The organism is Kribbella sp. CA-294648 (assembly GCF_050943845.1).
Lineage (GTDB): Bacteria > Actinomycetota > Actinomycetes > Propionibacteriales > Kribbellaceae > Kribbella.
On record NZ_CP191981.1, the window covers coordinates 1,734,252 to 1,755,171 of the forward strand.

Genomic DNA, 20,920 nt, shown 5'->3' on the forward strand with positions numbered 1-20,920 from the left:
ACCACGCACCTGGTGAGCGTCGGCGTGCAGGATTCTGTCGGTGGGGGCGGGCAGACTTCGTGAGGTGACTATGGAGGCGTTGTCGACGGCCCAGGCCCGGCGGGTGGCACTGGCTGCCCAGGGGTTCACCGATCCGCGTCCGAAAGGCGTGCCGGACATGCGGGCGCTGAGTCGCGTGCTCGGCCGGATCGGGCTGATCCAGATCGACTCGGTCAACGTGCTGAGCAGGGCGCAGTACCTGCCGCTGTACTCCCGGCTGGGGCCGTACCCGCGGGACCTGCTCGACCGTGCCGCGGGGAAGGCGCCGCGGCGGCTGGTGGAGTACTGGGCGCACGAGGCGTCGCTGATCCCGGTGGAGACGCACCCGTTGATGCGGTGGCGGATGGCGCGAGCGATGAGTGAGGCATGGAACGGGCCGTGGATGATCGCGACTCAACGGCCGGACCTGCTGAAGCAGGTGCTGGCCGACGTGCGCGACCACGGGCCGCTGACCGCACGGGAGATCGACGACGATGTGGAGCGCGAGCGCAATCACTGGGGCTGGAACTGGTCGGACGTGAAGAAGGCTCTCGAGTTCCTGTTCTTCGCCGGTGAGATCACGGTGGCCCGGCGGAACCAGCAGTTCGAGCGGATGTACGACATCCCCGAGCGAGTGCTGCCCGCCTCGGTGGTCGCGACGCCGACGCCGACCCCGGAGGACGCGCATCGCAGTCTCGTCTCGATCGCGGCGAAGGCGCACGGGGTCGCGACGGCCCAATGCCTCAAGGACTACTTCCGTACTGCGCCCGCTCCCACCGCGCAGGCGATCAGCGAGCTGGTCGAGGAGGGGGAGTTGCTGCCGGTCACCATCGAGGGCTGGAAGCGCCAGGCGTACCTGCACCGCGACGCCAAGCTGCCCCGCCGGGTGAACACCCGGGCCCTGGTCAGCCCGTTCGACTCACTGGTCTACGAGCGAACCCGCACAGAGGCCCTCTTCGGCTTCCGCTACCGCATCGAGATCTACGTACCGGCCGACAAACGCATCTACGGCTACTACGTCCTCCCATTCCTCCTGGGCGACCGCCTGGTAGCCCGAGTAGACCTGAAGTCCGACCGAGCCACCAGCACCCTCCTGGTCCAATCAGCCCACGCCGAACCCGACGCCCCCACAGAAACCCCCGAAGAACTAGCCGCCGAACTAGTCCAACTAGCCACCTGGCTAGGCCTGGACCAGGTCCGCATGTCCGGCGGCGGCGACCTAGCCCCAGCCCTGAGCCACGCCCTCCGCGGTTACTGACCCACCTCACCACCCCGCCCTTCACCACCCCACCCTTGGGCGCTGCGCCTCGCCTCACCACCCCGCGGCGGCGCGCAGCGCCGTCGCGGGCGTAGTACTGGAACTTTCCTGGCGCCTCGCTCGTGAGGAAGAGGTGGGCGGTAGTCACTCCGGGGCGTGGGGTGGGGCTGCTCGCCCAGTACCATGGGTGGCGCCCGCCAGGCGGGCAGGCCGTGCTGCGTCCGTCACCGGGTACGCACGGTCAGGCACCCGCCGCATTGAAGGCTGCACAGTCAAGGAGTGGACCCCCCACGATGAAGGCGTTCGACAAGTTACTGCGGATCGGCGAGGGCAAGACCGTTCGCAAGCTCGAGACCATCGCCAAGGTGGTGAACTCGATCGAGGACGACTTCGTCGGCATGTCCGACGAGGAGCTCCGCGGGCAGACGGCCGACTTCAAGCAACGGGTCGACAACGGGGAATCCCTGGACGGGCTGCTGCCGGAGGCCTTCGCGGTGGTCCGGGAGGCCGCCAAGCGGACCCTGCACCAGCGCCACTACGACGTCCAGATCATGGGCGGCGCCGCGCTGCACCTGGGCAACATCGCCGAGATGAAGACCGGTGAGGGCAAGACCCTGGTCGGCACCCTGCCGACGTACCTGAACGCGCTGTCCGGCAAGGGCGTGCACGTGGTCACGGTGAACGACTACCTGGCCAAGTTCCAGGCCGAGTGGATGGGCCGGGTGTACCACTTCCTCGGTCTCGACTACGGCGTGATCCTGCCGGAGATGACGCCGGCCGAGCGCCGCGCCGCCTACGCCAAGGACATCACCTACGGCACGAACAACGAGTTCGGCTTCGACTACCTGCGCGACAACATGGCCAACTCGATCGAGGACTGTGTCCAGCGCGACTACAACTACGCGATCGTGGACGAGGTCGACTCGATCCTGGTCGACGAGGCCCGGACCCCGCTGATCATCTCCGGCCCGGCCGAGGACTCCCAGCGCTGGTACGTCGAGATGGCGAACCTGGCCGCCCAGCTCAAGCCGCGGTTCGCCGACGACAAGATCGCCGAGGACCAGCGCCCGATCGCCGACTACGAGGTGGACGAGAAGAAGCGCACCGTCGCCATCCTCGAGCGCGGGATCGAGAAGGTCGAGGACCGGCTCGGCATCGACAACCTGTACGAGTCGGCCAACACCCCGCTGATCAGCTACCTGAACAACGCGCTGAAGGCCAAGGACCTGTTCAAGCGCGACAAGGACTACGTGGTCGTCGACGGCGAGGTGCTGATCGTCGACGAGCACACCGGCCGCACCCTGCACGGCCGCCGCTACAACGAGGGTCTGCACCAGGCGATCGAGGCCAAGGAGAAGGTCGAGATCAAGGAGGAGTACCAGACCCTCGCCACGATCACGCTGCAGAACTACTTCCGGCAGTACAACAAGCTGGCCGGGATGACCGGTACCGCCAAGACCGAGGAGAACGAGTTCTCCAAGATCTACGGTCTCGGCGTGGTCCAGATCCCGACCAACAAGCCGATGATCCGGCAGGACCAGCGTGACCTGATCTACCGCACCGAGGAAGCCAAGTTCAACGCGGTCGTCGAGGACATCGTCAAGCGGCACGAGACCGGGCAGCCGATCCTGGTCGGCACCACCAGCGTCGAGAAGTCCGAGCGGCTGTCCAACCAGCTCCGCAAGCGCAACATCCCGCACGAGGTGCTGAACGCCAAGCAGCACGCGCGAGAGGCCGCGATCGTCGCCGAGGCGGGCCGCAAGGGCGCCGTCACGGTGGCCACCAACATGGCCGGCCGTGGTACCGACATCATCCTCGGCGGCAACCCCGAGCACCTGGCCGACAAGGACCTGCGCGCCCGCGGGATCGACCCGGTGGAGTCCGCCGAGGAGTACGAAGCGGAGTACCCGAAGGTCCTGGAGAAGTTCGAGCAGCAGGTCAAGGACGAGCAGGTCGAGGTCCGCGAGGCCGGCGGTCTGTACGTGCTGGGCACCGAGCGGCACGAGTCGCGCCGGATCGACAACCAGCTGCGCGGTCGCTCCGGCCGTCAGGGTGACCCGGGCGAGTCCCGCTTCTACCTGTCCCTCGAGGACGACCTGATGCGCCTGTTCAAGCGCGAGATGGTCGACTGGGCGATGTCGCGCAACGACGACGACACGGTGCCGCTGGAGAACAAGGTCGTCACCAAGGCGATCGCGTCGGCGCAGTCGCAGGTCGAGGCGCAGAACTTCGAGACCCGCAAGAACATCCTGAAGTACGACGACGTGATGAACCGGCAGCGGCACGTGGTGTACGCCGAGCGCCGCCGGGTGCTCGAGGGCGCGGACCTGCAGGAGCAGGTGCTGGACATGCTCGACGAGACCATCGCCGGTTACGTGCAGGGTGCAACCGCCGACGGTTTCGCCGAGGACTGGGATCTCGACCAGCTGTTCACCGCGCTGCGGACGCTGTACCAGACCGAGCTGACCGAGGAAGCGCTGATCGAGGAGGCCGGCGGAGAGCGCTCCGGGCTCACCCAGGACTTCCTGATCGAGCGGCTGACGTCCGACGCCCGCGAGGCGTACGAGCGGCGTGAGCAGAGCCTCGGCACCGAGGCGATGCGCGAGCTCGAGCGTCGCGTGGTGCTGAGCGTGCTGGACCGCAAGTGGCGCGAGCACCTGTACGAGATGGACTACCTGCGCGAGGGCATCGGCCTGCGCGCGATGGCCCAGCGCGACCCGCTGGTCGAGTACCAGCGCGAGGGTTACGACATGTTCGCCGCCATGATGGAGTCCATCAAGGAGGAGTCGGTCGCGTTCATCTTCAACGTCGAGGTCGACATCGAGGCGATGCAGGCCGACCTGGCCGCGCAGGCGGAGCTGGCCGAGCTCGAGGAGACCGAGGCCGAGGACATCTTGGTCCCGGGTGCACCGGTCGCGGAGTTCCCGGGCCGGCAGTCCGGCGAGGACGACGAGGACCGTCCGCAGGACACCCCGCGGCCGCAGGACACCCCGAAGCTGCGCGCCAAGGGCCTGAGCACCGAGAGCCGCCCGCAGCGGCTGACCTACTCGGCGCCGACGATCGACGGCGACGACGAGGTCTCCGTGCGCACCGACGCGGTCGAGGGCGGCGCTCTCGAGTACGCCGGTACGCCGCGCAACGCGGTCTGCCCGTGTGGCTCGGGCAAGAAGTACAAGCGCTGCCACGGTGACCCGAACTCGGACATCTACAAGAGCTGATGCGCTCGAAGGCCCGCCCCGGACTGTTCCGGGGCGGGCCTTTCGCATTGCCGAGAAGGAGTGGACGATGGGCGGCTGGTTGACGGAGACGTTCGGACTGTCGGTACCGGTGGTGGCGGCGCCGATGGCCAACGTGAGCGGCGGCAGGCTGACGGCAGCGGTGTCGGCGGCCGGTGGACTCGGCATGCTCGGCGCCGGGAGCGCGGTGTCGGCCGACTGGATCCGCACGGAAGGCGCGATCGCGGCGGCGAGCGGCAAGCCGTACGGCGTCGGCCTGATGGCGTGGTCGGTCAAGGACCGGCCGGAGCATCTGGACGCGGTACTGGAGTTGAAGCCGGCCCTCGTCTCCCTCAGCTTCGGCGACTACAGCCCGTACGTCGAACCGTTGCGTGCCGCGGGCATCGTGGTGACGACCCAGGCCGGGACCGTCGCCGACGCGCGGGAAGCCATCGCTGCGGGGGTCGACGCGATCGTCGTGCGTGGTGCCGAGGCAGGTGGTCACGGTCGCAACGAGGTGGGCACACTTCCTTTGCTGCAAGCGATTCTCGACCTCACCGATCTCCCGGTGCTGGCGGGTGGTGGCATCTCGGGGCCGCGCGGACTGGCCGCAGTACTGGCTGCTGGTGCTGCCGGAGGGTGGATCGGTACGGCGTTCCTCACCTGCGAGGAGGCCCTCACACCTGAGTCCTCCCGTCAGCGCTTGCTGGAAGCCGACGAGACCGACACCGTCTACGGCACAGTCTTCGACGCCGCCTCCCGAGCCGGCTGGCCCGACGAATTCGGCGGCCGAGCCCTCCGCAACACCTTCTACGACACGTGGGAAGGCAAGGAGGCCGCCCTGAAGTCGGACGACGAAGGCCACGCCCAGTACGTAGCCGCCACCCGCGCCGCCGACCCCACCGCCGCCTCCCTCTACGCCGGCCAAGGCGTAGGCGCCCTCCACAAAACCACCACAGCAGCCGAAGTCATCCAGACCCTCGCCACGTACAAGACCTATCTCCAGGCCGCCGTTACAGCGTGATTCGCGTGCGGAGCGACGGGTGCAAATAGTTGCTGTGGGCATCCACTAGGTCGTTCGCCAGCGACCAGATCTGCTCGACGGTGAGAGTCGCCGAGGTTGCGGGATCGACCATGAGAGCCTGGCGGATGGCGTGCGGGTTGTCTTCGAGGGCTGCTTTGACGACGAGTTCGTTGACGTTGATGTAGGCGCGGTTGAGGGCGGCGCACTGGGCGGGGAGGGCGCCGACGGAGGTGGGTTGGACGCCCAGGGAGTCAACCAGGCAAGGGACTTCGACGACTGCGTTGGCCGGGAGGTTGGAGATCAGGCCGGTGTTGACCACGTTGCCGTAGATGGTTCGGGGGGTACCGGTGACCATGCTGTGGATGACCTGTGGCGCGTACTCCATCGTGCCCTCCACAGCCAGCGCCTCACCGGCCTTCAGAGCATCCCGCGTGCTCTGGTAGAGCGCAACGTTCTCCTCGACAATGCGCAGGTAGTCGCCCACCGGCAGCCGCAACCGCTCCACCTCCGACGCGTCATGCAGGTACCACGGCACGTACTCCGACGAGTGCTCGCTCGTCTCGGTCGGGTAGTGCCCGAGTCGCCGGTACATGTCCACCCGCACCCGCCGCGCCAGCTCCGGATCACCAGCGATCACGTCGTCCAGCACCGGATACAGGTCGCGCCCCTGGTGCTCGAAGCGCAGTACCCAGGCCTGGTGGTTCACGCCCGCCGCCAGATACGACACCTCGTCGTACGGCGCTCCGACCAGCGCCGACAGGTCGTTCATCGTCCAGTAGACCGAGTGGCACAGCCCGACCAGGTTCCGTACTCCGAGGGCCGACAGGTACCAGACGTTCATCGCCATCGGGTTCGTGTAGTTCAGCAGCCACGCGTCCGGGCAGGCGGCGGCGATGTCGGCCGCGAGGCCGCGGAGTACCGGGAAGGTCCGCAGTGCGCGGAACACGCCGCCCGCCCCGAGCGTGTCGCCGATCGTCTGCCGGACCCCGTACCGCGCCGGGATCTCGAAATCGAGCCGGGTCGCCTCGTTCATCCCCACCTGGATCATGTTGATGACGAAGTCGCACCCGTCGAGCGCCGCCCGCCGGTCCAGGTGCGCGCTGATCCGCGGCGACACTCCCAAAGTGTCCGCGATGGCGTTGGCGGCGCCGGTCGCCGTACTCAACCGCTCCGGATCGATGTCGTGCAAGGCGATCTGCAGCTCGCCGAGGTCCTCGAAGCTGAACAGGTCAGCCAGCAACCCCTGCGTGAAGACGACGCTCCCGGCGCCGATGAACGCGATCTTGGTCATCCGGCACTCTCCACAGCAAGCGCCCAGTCGGCCTGTGCCGCAGTACCGCCCGCAGCACGCGTCGACAGCGACCCACAGGCCGCAGCGATCGCCAGCGCCCGCTCCCGCCCGAGCCCGTTCAGTACTGCGGCCACATAGCCCGCGTCAAAGCTGTCGCCGGCCCCCACGGTGTCCACTGGCTCCACTGCAAGCGCAGGAGCGGACAACAGGTTGGTGCCGTCGTGTGCCAGAGCCCCGGCGGCACCATCCTTCACCACCACCAGCGGCCCGCGCCGAGCGAGTATGCCCGCCGCATCCGCCAGTACCGGGTGCCCTGTCAGCGCATGCGCCTCTGCCGCGTTCGGGAAGAGGATGTCGGTCACCCGCAACACTGCATCCAGTACTACGCGGTCCCATCGCCCAGACGGATCGTCGTTGGTGTCGAGCGACGTGGTCGCCTTGTTGCTCTTCGCCTCCTTGAAGAGCGCAGCAAGCCCAGCAGCGAGCTCAGGCATCAGGTAGAAGGAGGCAGCATGCACATGCCGTACAGACCGCAGTAGCTCAGCCGGTACGTCGTACGCCGTGATCGCGGGCAAGCACCCTGGCGCAGTGAGGATCGCCCGGTCGCTGCCCGAGGTCAGCACGGTCGTCAGGGGAGTGGGAAGCGTTGCGTCGACTACCAGCGCCGACACGTCGATCCCGCGCTCCGCGAGCGCAGTACGGACGAAGGCGCCGGCAGGGTCGTCACCAACCCGGCCAGCGAAGGCAACGCTCAGGCCAAGCCGAGCAGCCCCACACGCCATGATCGCGGCAGACCCACCCAACACCAATGAGCCCGCGTCCACCAACGTCTCCCGCTGTCCGAACACCACCGGCTGAGGCACCGGCCCAATCACCACATCAGGATTGGCGTCGCCGATGACCAGCAGATCAAAACCACTCATATCTGTTAACCCTTAAGTCCGGTAGAAGCCAGCGAGCGGATGAAAGCTTTCTGGGCCAGCAGGAAGCCCAGCAGGACAGGCAGCACGGTGATGACGTTGCCGGCCATCACCGCCGCCCACTGGGTGTGGTGCTGGCCCTGGAAGGTCGTCAGCCCGAGCTGGAGCGTGTAGTTCGTGTCGTGGTTGATCGCGATCAGCGGCCACGTCAGGTCGTTCCACGTGCTCAGGAACGTCAGCACAGCAACAGTGCTGAGCGCAGGCCTCGCCAGCGGCAGTACAACGGACACCAGGATCCGCAGCCGCCCGCACCCGTCCAACCAGGCCGCCTCTTCCAGCTCACGTGGCAGCGAGACGAAGAACTGCCGGAACAGGAACACCGAGAACGGCGTCACCAGCGCAGGGATGATCAGCGCGCCCAGGGTGTCGATCAGCCCGAGCTGCTTCATCACCAGGAAGGTCGGGATCATCGTCAGCTGGAACGGGATCACCATCGTTGCGAGCATCAACCCCAGCACCACCCGCGACCCGGCGAACCGCATCCGCGCGAAGGCGTAGCCGCCCAGCGATCCGAGCATCAGATTGGCGGTCACCGCGACCGCCGACACGATCAGCGAGTTGACGAACCAGCGCGGGAACAGCGCGTTCCCGAGCACGAACCGGTACCCGTCGAGCTTGATACTCGACGGGATCAGCGCCGGCGGGAACCGGTTGATCTCCGAGTTGCTCATCACCGAGCTGACCAGCAACCAGACCAGCGGCAACGCGAACAGCAACGCCAGCGGCGCGAGGACGAGATGCCAGGGACTGAAGGGCAGACGTTTCATCGCGCGACCCTCCGGCGGTAGAACTGCAGAGCGAGCCCGATGGTGAGCAACGCAACGGCCAGCGCGTACGCCGCGGCCGCGCTGTAGCCGGCTGTGAAGGTCTTGAACGCCTTCTCCCAGATGAAGTACACGATCACGGTCGTCGAGCCGAGCGGCCCGCCCTTCGTGGTGACGAAGACCAGGTCGAACACCTGCAACGCGTTGATCGTCTGGAACAGCACCAGGAAGATCGTCACCGGTGTCAACGACGGGAGCACGACGTGCCGCAGTACGCCGGCCCGTCCTGCGCCGTCGATGCGGGCAGCCTCGACCAGCTCGGCCGGAACCCCTTGCAGACCGGCAAGATAGACGATCACGCAGAAGCCCGTCCCGCTCCACAAGGAGATCCCGACCAGCAGGTAGAGCGCCTGACCGGGGTCGCTGAAGAACCCCTGCGCCGGCAGGCCGAGCTTGTGCAGCAGCGAGTTGGCCACGCCGAACTCGGGATCGAGGACGAACGAGAACAGCACGCCCTGCGCCGCCGCGGAGACCACAAAGGGAACAAAGACCAGCGTGCGATAGAGCCCGATGAAGCGGATCCGCCGATCGAGCATCAACGCGATCGCCAACCCGCCGACCACGCTGAATGGCACATACAGCACCGCATAGAGCAGCGTGTGCTTCACCGCGGCGGCAAACGCGGGATCGGCCGCCAGCGCCCGGTAGTTGTCCAGGCCGACCCAGGAACTCGGCGAGACCAGGTCGTTCGACTGGAACGACAACAACAACGACCACAGCACCGGTACGACGCTCAACCCGAGGATGATCAGCACCGACGGGCTGACGAAGGCCCACGCGGTCAGGCCCTCACCCCTGGTACGCCGCTTGGCCGCGCGCCGCGCACGAGGGTCGACGGTGAAGGTGCCGACGACACTGGCCATCAGCTGGGCACTGCCAGGATCGCGTTGCACTGCTTCACGCACTCACCGAGCGCATCGGCCGGCGACTTCCTGCCCAGCAGTACTGCGACCACGGCCTGCCCGAGTTGCTGCGAGAGCTGCGGGTACGCCGGAATGGTCGGCCGGACTCGTGCCGACTCCAGCGCATCCACGAACACCTGCAACCCCTTGGTGCCCGCGGCGTGTTTCTTCCACTCCGGCAAGGCCGCGGTCGTGGTGCTCACCGGGAGGCTCCCCGCCTCGATGTCCCAGCGGACATCCTGCTGCGGATCGTTGAGCCAGCGAACGAACTCGGTCGCCGCCTTGACCCTCGCTTTGCCGTTGTCGAACACGGTCCAGGTGTCCGGCCCCGAAATCGTCACCGGCTTCCCCGAGTACGTCGGCAGTGGTGCGACACCGTAGTCGATGCCTCGGTCAACGACGTCGGGGAGCTGCCAGGGGCCGGTGGCAACCATTCCCATCCGGCCACCGAGGAACACCTGGTACAGCTGCTCGCCACCCGGTTTCGGGTCGACGTACAGGGACTTGTCGGTGCGGAGCCGGTCGATCGTGCCGAGCGCCTGCACACCGACCTTGTCGAACCCGACCGACTTGCCATCCTCGCTGACCACGTCGCCGCCGAGGTCCCAGATCATCGGCCACAGTCGCCAGACCGTGTCCTCGTCGCCGACGCCCGGCCAGCCGGTCCCGAAGACGCCCCTGCCGGGATTGGTCAGCTTCTGAGCGATGGCGGTGAAGTCGTCCCAGGTCCAGCCTGCCTTGGGCTCGGGCAAGCCGGCGGCGGCGAAGAGTTTCTTGTTGTACACAACGCACAGCGAGTCGAGCAGCGCTGGGGCGGCACGCACTTTGCCCTTCACCGTGACCGCGTCGCGAGCGGCAGGCCAGCTGTCCTTCAGATCCAGTGAGCCGGTCAGGTCGGCCACCTTCGGGCTGCGGGTCATGCTGGCGAGGTCCGATCCGAAGATGTACGCGATGTCCGGATAGGACCCCGCCGCGAGGCCCGCGGTGACCTTCTGCAGCATGCTGTCCGCTGTCACCCCGCCACCACCACCGACGACCTTGATCAACGGATGCGTGTCGTTGAACTGCTTGATCAGACCGTCGAGCGCCGCCTTGGCGAGGTCCGTCTGGCCGTGCCACAGATCGACGGTGACCACGCCGCCGGCCGGCTCCTCGCCTGTTTTGCCGCAGGCGGCGAGGGTGCCGGCAGCGGCCAGAGCGGCTGCCGCGCGAAGGACGTCACGACGAGTTGGTGAAGGCATGGGTAACCCCTAGAGCTGAGCTGGGAAAGGGCTGATCAGCAGGTTTTGCGCACGTAGCCGGCGTCACCGGGGACGGAGACGTCCACGTCGCGCTGCACGATGCTGAACCTGGTACCGAACGCGCCGCAGGCCTTGCGCCGGCCGCCGTCGGTGTACTCGATCACGATCACGTTGTTGCCGAAGGCAGCGACATAGTCACCGCACTCGTCGTACTGGCCGCACTCCTCGGCGACGGCGAAGTCGAGCCCGATGCTCTGCCGAGCGCCGGCCAGTTCGACGGTGTTCTTCTGGCCGATGGCCAGCGATTTGGAGTGGGCGTGCTGCGCCAGCAGGGTGAGGTACGCCTTGGCCTGCGGTGCGGTGAGCAGCGACTTGGAACGGGTGTAGCTGTCGTAGTTGTCCGGCTCGATCGCCTTGTACCCCTTGGCGGCGCAGCCGTCGATCCAGCCGTTGACCTTCGAGGCGATCCGGCTGCGCTTGTCCGCGGTCCGGAGATCGAGCAACGCCTCGCCCCAGTCCTCGTCGACGACGACATTGCCGGCGGCATCGCGGAGCAGCAGGTCGGGCGCCCACTGACTCTCCTCGCCGGGCTGGACCTGGAAGGCGTTGACGTAGCAGATGTTGTAGAGACCGGCGGCGGGCGCTGCCGTCCGGTCGCGGGTGACGACCTGGACGCCGGACGGCGGCGGGTAGGCGCCGCCGATCTGGTAGTCGAACTTGGCGTGTGCGGGCGGCAGCGTGACGGCCGCGTCGGCGGACGTGCGGGTGAGCAGCGAGGCGAGAGTGACGGTGGCGATGGTCACGGCGACCATCAGCGGGAGGCGGAAACGGGACACGATTGGCTCCATCGGTCCAGGGGACGCGACCCCGCCTCGGGCCGTCGCCCTGGCGCCTGAAAACCGGACTGGAAACTGCGTTCGTTACCGGCTGGGTGCGTCACTGCAGTGTGGGTCTCACGGGCCCGGCACTGACGCCTTAGTTAAGCGACCCGGCACCGCACCGTCAAGACGAACCTGCAAACAAGTGCGCGGAACCTTCACATCGACGCGGTACTGCGCAGTCCGGCCCGACCTCTTGACGCGGAGGGTTTGTACCGGTTTAGTAATCGTTTAAACCGGTTTAAACCCTCAATCCTGGGATGCAGATGACGAAGGAACGGCCGACCATCGCGGATGTGGCGACCCGCGCAGGCGTTTCCAAGGGCGCCGTCTCGTTCGCGCTGAACGGGCGGCCCGGCCTCGCCAAGGCGACCGTCGACCGGATCCTGGCGGCCGCCGACGAGCTCGGCTGGCGGCCCAGCAACCGGGCCCGCTCGCTGTCGGTCTCGAAGGCGTTCGCACTCGGTCTGGTGATCACCAGGGACCCGGGAGTGCTCTCTTCGGACCCGTTCTTCCCGGCGTTCATCGGCGGCGTCGAGAGCGTGCTGGCACCCCGCGGGCAGGCGCTCGTCCTGCAGGTGGTCGCGCCGGGTGAGAACGAGGAAGCGGGGTACCGGCGGCTGGCTCAGGACGGCCGCGTCGACGGCGTCTTCCTATCCGACCTCCGGCACGACGATCCGCGGATCGACCTGCTGACTTCACTCGGGTTGCCGGCGGTCACGCTGAACCGTCCCGACGGCCCTTCGCCGTTCCCGGCGGTCTGCCTGGACGACCGGCCCGGCACGATCGCCGTGGTGCAACACCTGCTCGAGCTCGGCCACCGCCGGATCGCGCATGTCGCCGGCCCGCAGGACTTCGTCCACGCGACCGCTCGGCAGGACGCGTTTGTCAGCGCCCTGACCGAGGCGGGGGTGGAGCCGATCGGGATCGAGGTCAGCGACTTCACCGCGGTCGGCGGGATCGAGGCGACCAAACGGCTGCTCGCGCTGCCGGAACGACCGACCGCGATCGTCTACGCCAACGACCGGATGGCGATCGCCGGTCTCGGTGCCGCGCAACAAGCCGGGCTCCGGGTGCCCGACGACCTCAGCATCGCGGGCTTCGACGACAGCGAGCTCGCCGAGTTCGTCCATCCCGGCCTGACCACGGTGCGCGCCGACCCCTACGCCTTCGGCGAGGCGGCCGCGCGCACCCTCAACCAGCTCATCGACGGCGACGGCGCAGTACCGGACGTGGAACTGCCGCCGGCCCGTCTGATCATCCGGCGGTCAACCGCCCACCTGGAGGACTCATGAAACGCAAACTCACGGCCGCCCTGCTGGCCCTAGGACTGGCCGGTACTACGGCCGCCTGCGGCGGCAGCTCGGGTGGCGGCGGCGATGCCGACGCGGCCGCCCAAGCCCGCGGCGAGATCACCGTCTGGCTCTCGAACAACGCCGAGGAAGTGGCCTGGGGCAAGCAGATGGTCGCCGCCTGGAACGCGGCCCACGCGGACCAGAAGGTGACCGCCCAGGAGATCCCGGCCGGCAAGAGCTCCGAAGAAGTCATCGGTGCCGCGATCACCGCCGGCAACGCGCCCTGCCTGATCTTCAACACCTCACCGGCGTCCGTCTCGCAGTTCCAGAAGCAGGGTGGCCTGGTGGCGCTCGACAGCTTCCCGGACGGCAAATCATACCTCGAGGAGCGCTCGGGCAAGGTCGCCGAGCAGTACAAGTCGACCGACGGCAAGTACTACCAGGCGCCGTGGAAGGCCAACCCGGTGATGATCTTCTACAACAAGAAGGTCTTCGCCAAGGCTGGTCTCGACCCGGCCAAGCCGGCGCTGGCGACGTACGACGAGTTCCTCGCCGCCTCGCGCAAGATCGTCGCCGCCAAGGCTGCGCAGTACGCGATCTATCCGGCGCCGAGCAACGAGTTCTACCAGTCCTGGTTCGACTTCTACCCGCTCTTCGCGGCCGAGTCGGGCGGCAAGCAACTCGTTGCCGACGGCAAGGCGCAGTTCGCCTCCGACGAGGGCAAGAAGGTCGCCACGTTCTGGCGCACCGTGTACGCCGAGAAGCTCGCGTCGCAGGAGAAGTACAACGGTGACTCGTTCGTCGACGGCAAGGCCGCGATGGCCATCGTCGGCCCGTGGGCGATCGCGTCGTACAAGGGCAAGGTCGAGTGGGGCGCGGTACCGGTGCCGACCTCGGCGGGTAAGCCCGCTGCCGACACCTACACGTTCAGCGATGCCAAGAACGTCGCGATGTACTCGGCCTGCAAGAACCGCGGAACGGCCTGGGACGTGCTGAAGTTCGCCACCAGCAAGGAGCAGGACGGCAAGTTGCTGGAGGCAACTGGTCAGATGCCGTTGCGGGACGGGATCGCGGCCGCCTACCCGGAGTACTTCACGAAGAACCCCGACTACAAGCAGTTCGCCGAGCAGGCGTCCCGCACGGTCGAGGTGCCGAACGTGCCGAACTCGATCACCATCTGGCAGACCTTCCGCGACGCCTGGTCGAAGTCGGTCATCTTCGGTCAGCAGGATCCGGGCGAGGCCCTCGACGGCGCGGTCCAGAAAGTCGAACAGCTCGCCTCGCAGTCATGAGGACCGGCGTGCTCGAGCGGGTTTTGGGCAAGCAGCCGATCGGGTCGGCGTTTGTTACGCCGTACCTGGTGTTTCTGGCCGCGGTGTTCGCGTACCCGCTCGGGTTCGCGGTGTACATGTCCTTCCACGACTACTTCTTCGCGGCGCCGGGCGCGATCGTGGAGCGGCCGTTCGTCGGGTTCGAGAACTATGCGGCAGTGCTCTCGGACCCGGCGGTCCGCCGGTCGTTCGCGAACGTCGGGATCTTCCTGCTGATCAACGTGCCGCTGACCGTCGTCTTGTCACTGCTGCTGGCCTACGCGCTGAACGCGGCGATCAGGTGGCGCGGCTTCTTCAGAGTCTCGTACTACGTGCCGTACGTGACCGCGAGCGTCGCTGTCGTCGGGGTCTGGCTGTTCCTGTTCAACTCCGGCGGTCTGGTGAACTCGGTCCTCGGGCCACTCGCGCCCGACCCGTCCTGGCTGGTGAACTCGAAGCTCGCGATGCCGACGGTCGCGGTGTACGTCACCTGGAAGCAGCTCGGCTTCTTCATCCTGCTCTACCTGGCCGCGCTGCAGAACGTGTCGAAGGACCTGTACGAAGCGGCCTCGATGGACGGCGCCGGGCGGTGGAAGTCGTTCCTCAATGTCACGGTCCCCGGCGTCCGGCCGGCCACAACGCTGGTCGTCCTGCTAGCGACGGTGACCGGGGCGAACCTGTTCACCGAGCCTTACCTGCTGACCGGTGGTGGTGGTCCTGACGGGGCGTCGGCCTCGCCGGTGCTGATCATGTACCAGCGCGGGATCGAGCAGGGCAATCCTGATGTCGGCTCGGCGATCGGAGTACTGCTCGTGATCGGCGTACTGCTGCTGGCTGTGCTTCAGCGTCGACTGCTGGACCGGGAGTCCTGATGCGGCAGACTTGGCGGTTCATCGGATTGTTGCTCGGGGCCTTCGTCTTCCTGTTCCCCTTCTACTACATGCTGGTCGGCAGTCTGCAGGAGTCGCCGGACTCCTCGGTCGGTGGCGCGTTCCCGTCGCCGGGCAACCTGACGCTGCACAACTACCAGGAGATCAACAAGGCGATCAGCCTCGGCAGGTCGCTCGTCAACTCCGGGATCTTCACCGGCGGGGTCATTCTCGGCACGCTGGTGTTCGGCGTACTGGCCGGGTATGCGTTGGCGAGGTTGCAGTTCCGCGGCCGCTCGACGGTGTTCAACCTGATGCTGCTCGTGCAGGTCGTGCCGTTCCAGTTGCTGACCATCCCGCTCTATGTCTTGATCGTGCGCAGCTACGGGCTGGCCGACTCGTACCTGGGGATGATCCTGCCGTTCGCGATCAACTCGACCGCGGTCTTCGTCTTCCGGCAGTACTTCCTGCAGTTGCCCCAGGAGTTGTTCGATGCGGCCCGGATCGACGGGGCTCGTGAGCTGGACATCCTGTGGCGGGTCGCCGTCCCGTTGGTCAAGCCCGCGTTGCTGACCGGCGTCCTGCTGACCTTCATCGGGCCGTGGAACGAGTTCCTCTGGCCGTTCCTGATCACCAAGCAGCAGGACATGCAGCCGTTGGCGGTGTCGCTGTCGAACTACATCACCACGGTCTCGGCGCGGGCGGCGAACCCGTTCGGCGCAGTACTGGCCGGTGCCTGCGTGCTTGCTGCGCCCGCGGTCGCACTGTTCCTCGTCTTCCAGCGCCGCTTCATCTCGTCCAGCCTCGAGTCCGGGGTCAAGGGCTAGTCTTTCTTGAAAGGTTCTCCTTGTGACTGTTCCTTATACTTTGACGCGGCTTGGCGTCGTGATGACTCCCGAGCCGGGCAACTCGCTCGAATCTGAAGGGGTGCTCAACCCGGCCTCCGGGCACACGCCCGACGGCCAGCTCTATCTGTTGCCGCGATTGGTTGCCCCGGGCAATGTGTCGCGGGTCGGGCTGGCTCGGGTGGTGCTGACGGACGGCGTACCGACCGGGGTTTCCCGGGAGGGCGTAGTACTGGCGCCTGATGAGGGCTGGGAGCGTGGGCTGAACAACGCCGGGGTCGAGGATCCGCGGGTGACGTGGATCCCGTCGCTTGGCAAGCACGTGATGACTTATGTTGCCTATGGCCCGCTGGGGCCGAAGCCGGCGCTCGCGGTGTCGGACGATCTGCGGTCGTGGACGCGGCTGGGGCCGTTGCACTTCGAGTACCAGGCTGACCTGGATACCGATCTGAACCTGTTCCCCAACAAGGACACCGTGTTCTTCCCCGAGCCGGTGCCCGGACCGGACGGTTTACCGGCGTACGCGATGCTGCATCGGCCGATGTGGGATCTCGGCTGGTTCCGGGAGGGGGAGGGCGTGCACCTGCCGGCCGGGATCAAGGACGACCGGCCGGGGATTTGGGTTTCGTTCGTGCCGGTGTCGGAGGTCGAGCGGGATCTGGCCAACCTGGTGCACCTGCGAAACCACCGACTGGTGGCGATGTCGGAGTACCCGTTCGAGGAGTTGAAGATCGGTGCGGGACCCGCGCCCCTCCGCGTTCCCGAGGGCTGGCTCGTCATCCACCACGGCGTCACCGGTGAACAACCACAGGGCTTCGATCCGACGACGCAGAAGGTCAGTTATGCCGCCGGCGCGATGATTCTGGATCCGGCCGACGTGACTCGGATTCTCGCCCGGACCGCGGAGCCGATCCTGGTTCCGGAGACCGAGGACGAGCGCATCGGCACGGTCGGCAACGTGGTCTTCCCCACCGCCATCGAGGAAGTCGACGGTGTCCACTACGTCTTCTACGGGATGGCGGATGCCAAGATCGGCGTAGCGCGCTTGGACCGGCTGTCATGACCGTCACTCGTCGAACTCTTTTGGGCGGTGCGGTCGCCGTCGCCGCCGCTTCCAGCGGCCCCCTCGCCGCAGCCGCGTCTGGTGGCTCTGTTGCTGAGGAGTTGACCAATCTTGCGCATCTCGACTATCTCGGTGCTGTGGTCACCCCGCCTTCTGCGGCTGGGCATTCGACGTACGGCTCGGAGCCTCTCGGGGTGTTGTGGACCTACGCCGACCGTCGCTCGGACGGCTCCTACGACCGCATAGGCGGTGGGCCTTATGACTCGGCCACCAACACCTACGCGCAAGGCGCCTACAACGCTGATGACATTGCCCGGGCTGCTGTCGTCTACCTGCGGCACTACTCGATGCATGGCGACGCGCACAGCCGACAGGCGGCGTACGGGCTGCTGCGTGGGCTGACGTTCCTGCAGACGACCGCTGGGGTCAACGCCGGCAACGTGGTGCTCTGGATGCAGCCGGACGGCACACTCAATCCCAGTGCTGAGCCGGTGGAGCTGCCTGACCCGTCGGACTCCGGCCCGTCGTACTGGCTGGCCAGGACGGTCTGGGCGCTGGGGGAGGGCTATGCGGTCTTCCGGTCGCTCGACGTTGGGTTTGCTCGCTTCCTGCGTGAGCGGCTCGAGTTGGCTGTGAGTGCGCTTGAGCGGCAGGTGCTGGTGCGGTACGGCTCATGGAACCTGGTAGATGGTCGGCGAGTCCCGGCCTGGCTGATCGCGGCTGGTGCTGACGCTACGTCTGAGGCAGTGCTTGGGCTGGCCGCTTACGTGGAGGCTGGTGGTTCTGCTCGCGCCCGGACTGCCCTTGCCCGGTTTGCTGAGGGTTTGGCCGCCATGGCTGCTGGCGATACGCAGACCTGGCCGTTCCGGGCTCTGTTGCCCTGGGGTGAGTCGATCTCGGTGTGGCACGCATGGGGCGCGCAGATGCCATCCGCGCTGGCGGCGGCTTCCGCAGTACTGCGAGCGCCGCGTCTGCTTGAGTCGGCTCTGGGCGACGCGGCCGGCTTCACTCCGTTGCTGATGACTGCCGGTGGGCCTGACAACGGGTGGTTGCCTGCGCCGATTGACCGCACGCAGATCGCGTACGGGGTCGATGCTCGCCTGCAGGCGCTTCTGGGGGTTGCGACTGCGGCGCGACGCCCTGGGCTGCGACAGGTCGCCGCCTTCGTGGCCGCCTGGTACTTCGGCGCGAACCGGGCCGGGCAGGCGATGTACGACCCCGCGACTGGGCGCACCTATGACGGCATCTCCGGTGACGGCGTGGTGAACCGCAACTCAGGCGCCGAGTCCACCATCCACGGCCTGCTCTCCATGCTGGCCCTCGACGCGCACCCCACGCTGGCCGCGCAGGCTCGCTTCCTCGGCTCGGGTGAGCGGACCCTCTCGGGCCTCCGCCTACTGGAAGCTGAGTCGGGCCTACTCTCCGGCGGAGCCAGCATCGTCACCCCGCCGTCCCCCTGGACCGGCGAATCCCAATGGAGCAACAACTCCTACGTAACTCTCCCCACCGGCAGCAAGGCCACCTGGCCCCTGCCGCCGGCTACTCAGCCACGCCTCGCCCTCCCCATCATCGACGTCGTCCCCGACCCCACCGCCGGCAAAACAACGTGGTCAGCCGACACCCGCCCCCTAGGCACCCTCAACCACGGCACCGGCGGACCCCAAGGCACCTCCGCCGCCCCCGGTGCCCTACTCCCACGCTCCCTCCCAGCCGTACTCCCACCCACCTCCACCCACCTCACCGCCGTTGCAACGCCGGCCCCCACCACGCCCGCCCTCACCACCAGCTCCGCCCTCGACACCAGCGCGTCCGCCCCCACCACCCCCGCCGCTCCTGCGGCGCAGCCGCAGGAGCGGCGGGTAGATGCTGTTCTGCTTCTGCCCTTGATCTCCGAGCTCCGTCTGACCACCCCCACCGCGACCGCCATCCTGCTGGCGAGCGTCGACACCCACCCGCGCCGGCACCCGGTCACCCTCGCCGCACCCCGCCGCAGCGTCGTCTCGACCTACGACAGCACCGGAGCCCTCAAGTCTCGCTTCACCACCACAGCCAAGACCTTCACCGCCCCCGTCGCCCCAGGAGGTTTCACCGTCATCCTCTGAGCGCCTCCGCGCACCAGTCAGCCACGAAGCTCAACGCCAACCCACGCTGCTGAAACAGATGCTGACTGTCCGCCTCCTGGTGATACGCCTGGTGCGACGGTTCCGAGGCACGCCCGAGCAGACCAGGCAGCAACCACGCGTACTTGACCGTCGACGCCATCACCGCCCGCCGTACGACGTCCGGATCGCCCCGCCAGCCACCTTCCCGGAGCCCGTCGAGATAGTTGCCGATACACGTCTCGGCGAGCTCCGGAAGGCGCTCCGCCGGCCAGAACAGATCGAACACAGCATCCGGAATGTGGTTGCCCAGATCTTCACCCACAGCACCGTCACCAGCAAAAGCCCAGTCCAGCAAGGCGATCTCGCCATCGGTACGCCGAATCAGGTTGCAGACCCACAGATCGAGATGGCACCCCGCCCGCGGCGCCTGCTCGACGATCCGCAACAACTCGTCCCGATGCGCAACCAGGTGCTGCCAACCGTCCCGCAACCCCGCCGGCCAGTTCTCAGCAACCAGTGGTTGCCTCCAGGCGTCATCGTCGCCGAGCAACTCCCAAGGCACGACGCGAGTGGTCGAGTAGTCCCGCAGAAACCCCTCCGAAGTCCACGCCCGCACCAACGCCGGCCGAGCCTGCCACCGACCACAACCCCGAGCCAACGCCGCATGATCCGCCAACGAAAACTCGGTCCCCGACTTCCCAACCACGTCCTCGAGGTAAAGCACCGCCCCACCGTCGAACTCCTCAACCTCCCCCTCCGGCAACACCAACCCGGTCCCCGCCAGTCGCTCCCGCCACTCCCGATCCCGGTAAACCTCGACCTCCCGCCCCCAGTAGTTCCAATGCCGCACATCCGTCGAAGCCGCCCACGCCCCCTGCCCAGCAGCAGGCGCCCGCGTCTCGCCGACCGCCTCCGGCACTGCCGCCTTGCCGACCGCGCCAGGCCGGCCCACCTCGTCCGGTGTTTGCGGGGGAGCGTGGAGTTCTTTACGGATGTATGTGTGGCCGGATTCGTCGGTGATGCGTTCGACGGCGGCGGTGACTGCGTTGAGGGGGTTGTGCCGGAGGGTGGTTGCTGTGGTCCGACCGCGTGGAGCGCTCATGCTCCGATTGTCAGGCCAGCAGGATCTTGGGTGGCACCCCGGTCAGCGCCTTCACGTCGCGGGTGAAATGCGCCTGGTCGGCATAGCCGGTCCGTGCCGCGACCTCCGCGAACGAGAGTCCCGCTCTCGCCCGGTCCAGCGCGAGATTCAACCGCAGTACCCGATCGAGCATCTTCGGCCCGTACCCGAACGCGTCCAGGCACCGCCGGTACAACTGCCGCTCACTCAACCCAACCCCGCGAGCCAGCGCCGGTACTGCGACCCCGCGCCGAACGCCACGCAGTACCTGACCCACCAGCCGATCAGGCGCCGCGTCGAACAACTGACCAGCGACCTCCTCCAACGCCAACGCCGGTACAGCAGCAGTCCCGATCCGGTCCGCCAGCCGTCGGCTCCGTCTCGGCGACCAGATGTCGGCCAACGGCAGCCGCAGGTCCACCACCTCGCGAGCGGGCACCCCGAGAAACCCCGGCGCGGTCCCAGGCGCAAACCTCAGCCCCGCATACCGAACGCCCGCCTCAGCCGACCCGATCCACCCCCGCCGGTCCGGCCCCGCCACCACCAGCTCGCCTTCGACCCACAACAGGTCCATGCAACCGTCGGGGAGCACCCGATAGGGCTCGCCGCTCGCAGTACGAGTCCACAACACAGCACCGGGCAACGCGGCCGCCCGCTCCTGGTACCTCGCCGTGAACTCCACACA

Annotated in this window: 17 protein-coding genes; 9 read left to right on the forward strand and 8 right to left on the reverse strand. The window is 67.4% G+C overall.

The genetic code is table 11. The features are described 5' to 3' along the window. The first annotated feature begins 70 nt into the window (after positions 1 to 70). The 3 genes from ACQPYM_RS08450 (at position 71) to ACQPYM_RS08460 (ending at position 5,515) form a co-directional block, all read left to right on the forward strand. Entirely contained in the window at positions 71 to 1,276 is a 1,206-nt protein-coding gene (locus tag ACQPYM_RS08450; RefSeq protein ID WP_433023205.1) for a winged helix-turn-helix domain-containing protein, read from the forward strand. Positions 1,277 to 1,569: 293 nt separating this feature from the next. Then, complete coding sequence (gene secA / locus ACQPYM_RS08455; RefSeq protein WP_433017457.1) at positions 1,570 to 4,494, forward strand: preprotein translocase subunit SecA; 2,925 nt, start codon at positions 1,570 to 1,572, stop codon at positions 4,492 to 4,494. A gap of 67 nt (positions 4,495 to 4,561) precedes the next feature. Then, positions 4,562 to 5,515 carry an NAD(P)H-dependent flavin oxidoreductase gene (locus ACQPYM_RS08460; protein ID WP_433017460.1) on the forward strand — a complete coding sequence of 318 codons (954 nt, stop codon included), beginning with the start codon at positions 4,562 to 4,564 and terminating at the stop codon, positions 5,513 to 5,515. Here the strand turns inward: ACQPYM_RS08460 and ACQPYM_RS08465 are convergent. The 6 genes from ACQPYM_RS08465 to ACQPYM_RS08490 are packed head-to-tail and all read right to left on the reverse strand — an operon-like array spanning position 5,505 to position 11,589. After that, the gene (locus tag ACQPYM_RS08465) at positions 5,505 to 6,806 is read right to left on the reverse strand and encodes an alpha-glucosidase/alpha-galactosidase (RefSeq protein WP_433017463.1); all 1,302 of its coding nucleotides are present in this window, start codon (positions 6,804 to 6,806) and stop codon (positions 5,505 to 5,507) included. The two genes, ACQPYM_RS08460 and ACQPYM_RS08465, sit on opposite strands and share 11 nt — an antisense overlap. Beyond that, positions 6,803 to 7,729 (reverse strand): carbohydrate kinase family protein, encoded by a 927-nt coding sequence (locus tag ACQPYM_RS08470; RefSeq protein ID WP_433017466.1) that lies wholly within the window; start codon positions 7,727 to 7,729, stop codon positions 6,803 to 6,805. The genes ACQPYM_RS08465 and ACQPYM_RS08470 overlap by 4 nt, the downstream gene beginning before the upstream one ends. Before the next feature lie 5 nt (positions 7,730 to 7,734). Next, on the reverse strand, positions 7,735 to 8,553 hold the full coding sequence (locus ACQPYM_RS08475) for a carbohydrate ABC transporter permease (protein ID WP_433017469.1): 819 nt from the start codon (positions 8,551 to 8,553) through the stop codon (positions 7,735 to 7,737). Then, the gene (locus ACQPYM_RS08480; protein WP_433017472.1) at positions 8,550 to 9,515 is read right to left on the reverse strand and encodes a carbohydrate ABC transporter permease; all 966 of its coding nucleotides are present in this window, start codon (positions 9,513 to 9,515) and stop codon (positions 8,550 to 8,552) included. The genes ACQPYM_RS08475 and ACQPYM_RS08480 overlap by 4 nt, the downstream gene beginning before the upstream one ends. Next, positions 9,473 to 10,753, reverse strand: a complete 1,281-nt coding sequence (locus ACQPYM_RS08485) for an ABC transporter substrate-binding protein (protein ID WP_433017475.1) — start codon at positions 10,751 to 10,753, stop codon at positions 9,473 to 9,475. Before ACQPYM_RS08485 ends, ACQPYM_RS08480 begins: the two co-directional genes overlap by 43 nt. 35 nt (positions 10,754 to 10,788) lie before the next feature. Beyond that, positions 10,789 to 11,589, reverse strand: coding sequence for an endo alpha-1,4 polygalactosaminidase (locus tag ACQPYM_RS08490; protein ID WP_433017478.1), 801 nt, complete (start codon positions 11,587 to 11,589; stop codon positions 10,789 to 10,791). 308 nt (positions 11,590 to 11,897) lie between these two features. Between ACQPYM_RS08490 and ACQPYM_RS08495 the strand changes: the two genes are divergently transcribed. Genes ACQPYM_RS08495 through ACQPYM_RS08520 form a run of 6 tightly spaced genes read left to right on the forward strand, consistent with a single transcriptional unit; the run spans position 11,898 to position 19,115 of the window. Beyond that, positions 11,898 to 12,926: a LacI family DNA-binding transcriptional regulator gene (locus ACQPYM_RS08495; RefSeq protein WP_433017481.1), complete on the forward strand. Its 1,029-nt coding sequence runs from the start codon at positions 11,898 to 11,900 to the stop codon at positions 12,924 to 12,926. Further along, positions 12,923 to 14,218 carry an ABC transporter substrate-binding protein gene (locus tag ACQPYM_RS08500; RefSeq protein WP_433017484.1) on the forward strand — a complete coding sequence of 432 codons (1,296 nt, stop codon included), beginning with the start codon at positions 12,923 to 12,925 and terminating at the stop codon, positions 14,216 to 14,218. The genes ACQPYM_RS08495 and ACQPYM_RS08500 overlap by 4 nt, the downstream gene beginning before the upstream one ends. Continuing rightward, a complete protein-coding gene (locus tag ACQPYM_RS08505) occupies positions 14,215 to 15,108 on the forward strand; it encodes a carbohydrate ABC transporter permease (RefSeq protein ID WP_433017487.1) in 894 nt (297 codons plus the stop codon). Before ACQPYM_RS08500 ends, ACQPYM_RS08505 begins: the two co-directional genes overlap by 4 nt. Continuing rightward, positions 15,108 to 15,932 (forward strand): carbohydrate ABC transporter permease, encoded by an 825-nt coding sequence (locus ACQPYM_RS08510; protein ID WP_433017490.1) that lies wholly within the window; start codon positions 15,108 to 15,110, stop codon positions 15,930 to 15,932. The genes ACQPYM_RS08505 and ACQPYM_RS08510 overlap by 1 nt, the downstream gene beginning before the upstream one ends. 22 nt (positions 15,933 to 15,954) lie before the next feature. Further along, the gene (locus ACQPYM_RS08515; RefSeq protein ID WP_433017492.1) at positions 15,955 to 17,013 is read left to right on the forward strand and encodes a glycoside hydrolase family 130 protein; all 1,059 of its coding nucleotides are present in this window, start codon (positions 15,955 to 15,957) and stop codon (positions 17,011 to 17,013) included. Continuing rightward, positions 17,010 to 19,115, forward strand: coding sequence for a hypothetical protein (locus ACQPYM_RS08520; RefSeq protein WP_433017494.1), 2,106 nt, complete (start codon positions 17,010 to 17,012; stop codon positions 19,113 to 19,115). The genes ACQPYM_RS08515 and ACQPYM_RS08520 overlap by 4 nt, the downstream gene beginning before the upstream one ends. On the opposite strand, the gene ACQPYM_RS08525 is transcribed toward ACQPYM_RS08520, so the two are convergent. Together ACQPYM_RS08525 and ACQPYM_RS08530 are read right to left on the reverse strand one after the other, a co-directional pair. Continuing rightward, entirely contained in the window at positions 19,105 to 20,217 is a 1,113-nt protein-coding gene (locus tag ACQPYM_RS08525; RefSeq protein WP_433017497.1) for an aminoglycoside phosphotransferase, read from the reverse strand. The two genes, ACQPYM_RS08520 and ACQPYM_RS08525, sit on opposite strands and share 11 nt — an antisense overlap. A 10-nt stretch (positions 20,218 to 20,227) precedes the next feature. Further along, positions 20,228 to 20,917 carry a helix-turn-helix domain-containing protein gene (locus ACQPYM_RS08530; protein ID WP_433017500.1) on the reverse strand — a complete coding sequence of 230 codons (690 nt, stop codon included), beginning with the start codon at positions 20,915 to 20,917 and terminating at the stop codon, positions 20,228 to 20,230. Between the last annotated feature and the right edge of the window lie 3 nt (positions 20,918 to 20,920).

Bases quoted from the DNA above. Each gene is read 5' to 3' on its own strand.
- ACQPYM_RS08520 (WP_433017494.1), top strand. From the start codon at position 17,010: ATGACCGTCACTCGTCGAACTCTTTTGGGCGGTGCGGTCGCCGTCGCC.
- ACQPYM_RS08525 (WP_433017497.1), bottom strand. From the start codon at position 20,217: ATGAGCGCTCCACGCGGTCGGACCACAGCAACCACCCTCCGGCACAAC.
- ACQPYM_RS08500 (WP_433017484.1), top strand. From the start codon at position 12,923: ATGAAACGCAAACTCACGGCCGCCCTGCTGGCCCTAGGACTGGCCGGT.
- secA (WP_433017457.1), top strand. From the start codon at position 1,570: ATGAAGGCGTTCGACAAGTTACTGCGGATCGGCGAGGGCAAGACCGTT.
- ACQPYM_RS08450 (WP_433023205.1), top strand. From the start codon at position 71: ATGGAGGCGTTGTCGACGGCCCAGGCCCGGCGGGTGGCACTGGCTGCC.
- ACQPYM_RS08495 (WP_433017481.1), top strand. From the start codon at position 11,898: ATGACGAAGGAACGGCCGACCATCGCGGATGTGGCGACCCGCGCAGGC.
- ACQPYM_RS08505 (WP_433017487.1), top strand. From the start codon at position 14,215: ATGAGGACCGGCGTGCTCGAGCGGGTTTTGGGCAAGCAGCCGATCGGG.
- ACQPYM_RS08485 (WP_433017475.1), bottom strand. From the start codon at position 10,753: ATGCCTTCACCAACTCGTCGTGACGTCCTTCGCGCGGCAGCCGCTCTG.
- ACQPYM_RS08460 (WP_433017460.1), top strand. From the start codon at position 4,562: ATGGGCGGCTGGTTGACGGAGACGTTCGGACTGTCGGTACCGGTGGTG.
- ACQPYM_RS08510 (WP_433017490.1), top strand. From the start codon at position 15,108: ATGCGGCAGACTTGGCGGTTCATCGGATTGTTGCTCGGGGCCTTCGTC.
- ACQPYM_RS08470 (WP_433017466.1), bottom strand. From the start codon at position 7,729: ATGAGTGGTTTTGATCTGCTGGTCATCGGCGACGCCAATCCTGATGTG.
- ACQPYM_RS08465 (WP_433017463.1), bottom strand. From the start codon at position 6,806: ATGACCAAGATCGCGTTCATCGGCGCCGGGAGCGTCGTCTTCACGCAG.
- ACQPYM_RS08475 (WP_433017469.1), bottom strand. From the start codon at position 8,553: ATGAAACGTCTGCCCTTCAGTCCCTGGCATCTCGTCCTCGCGCCGCTG.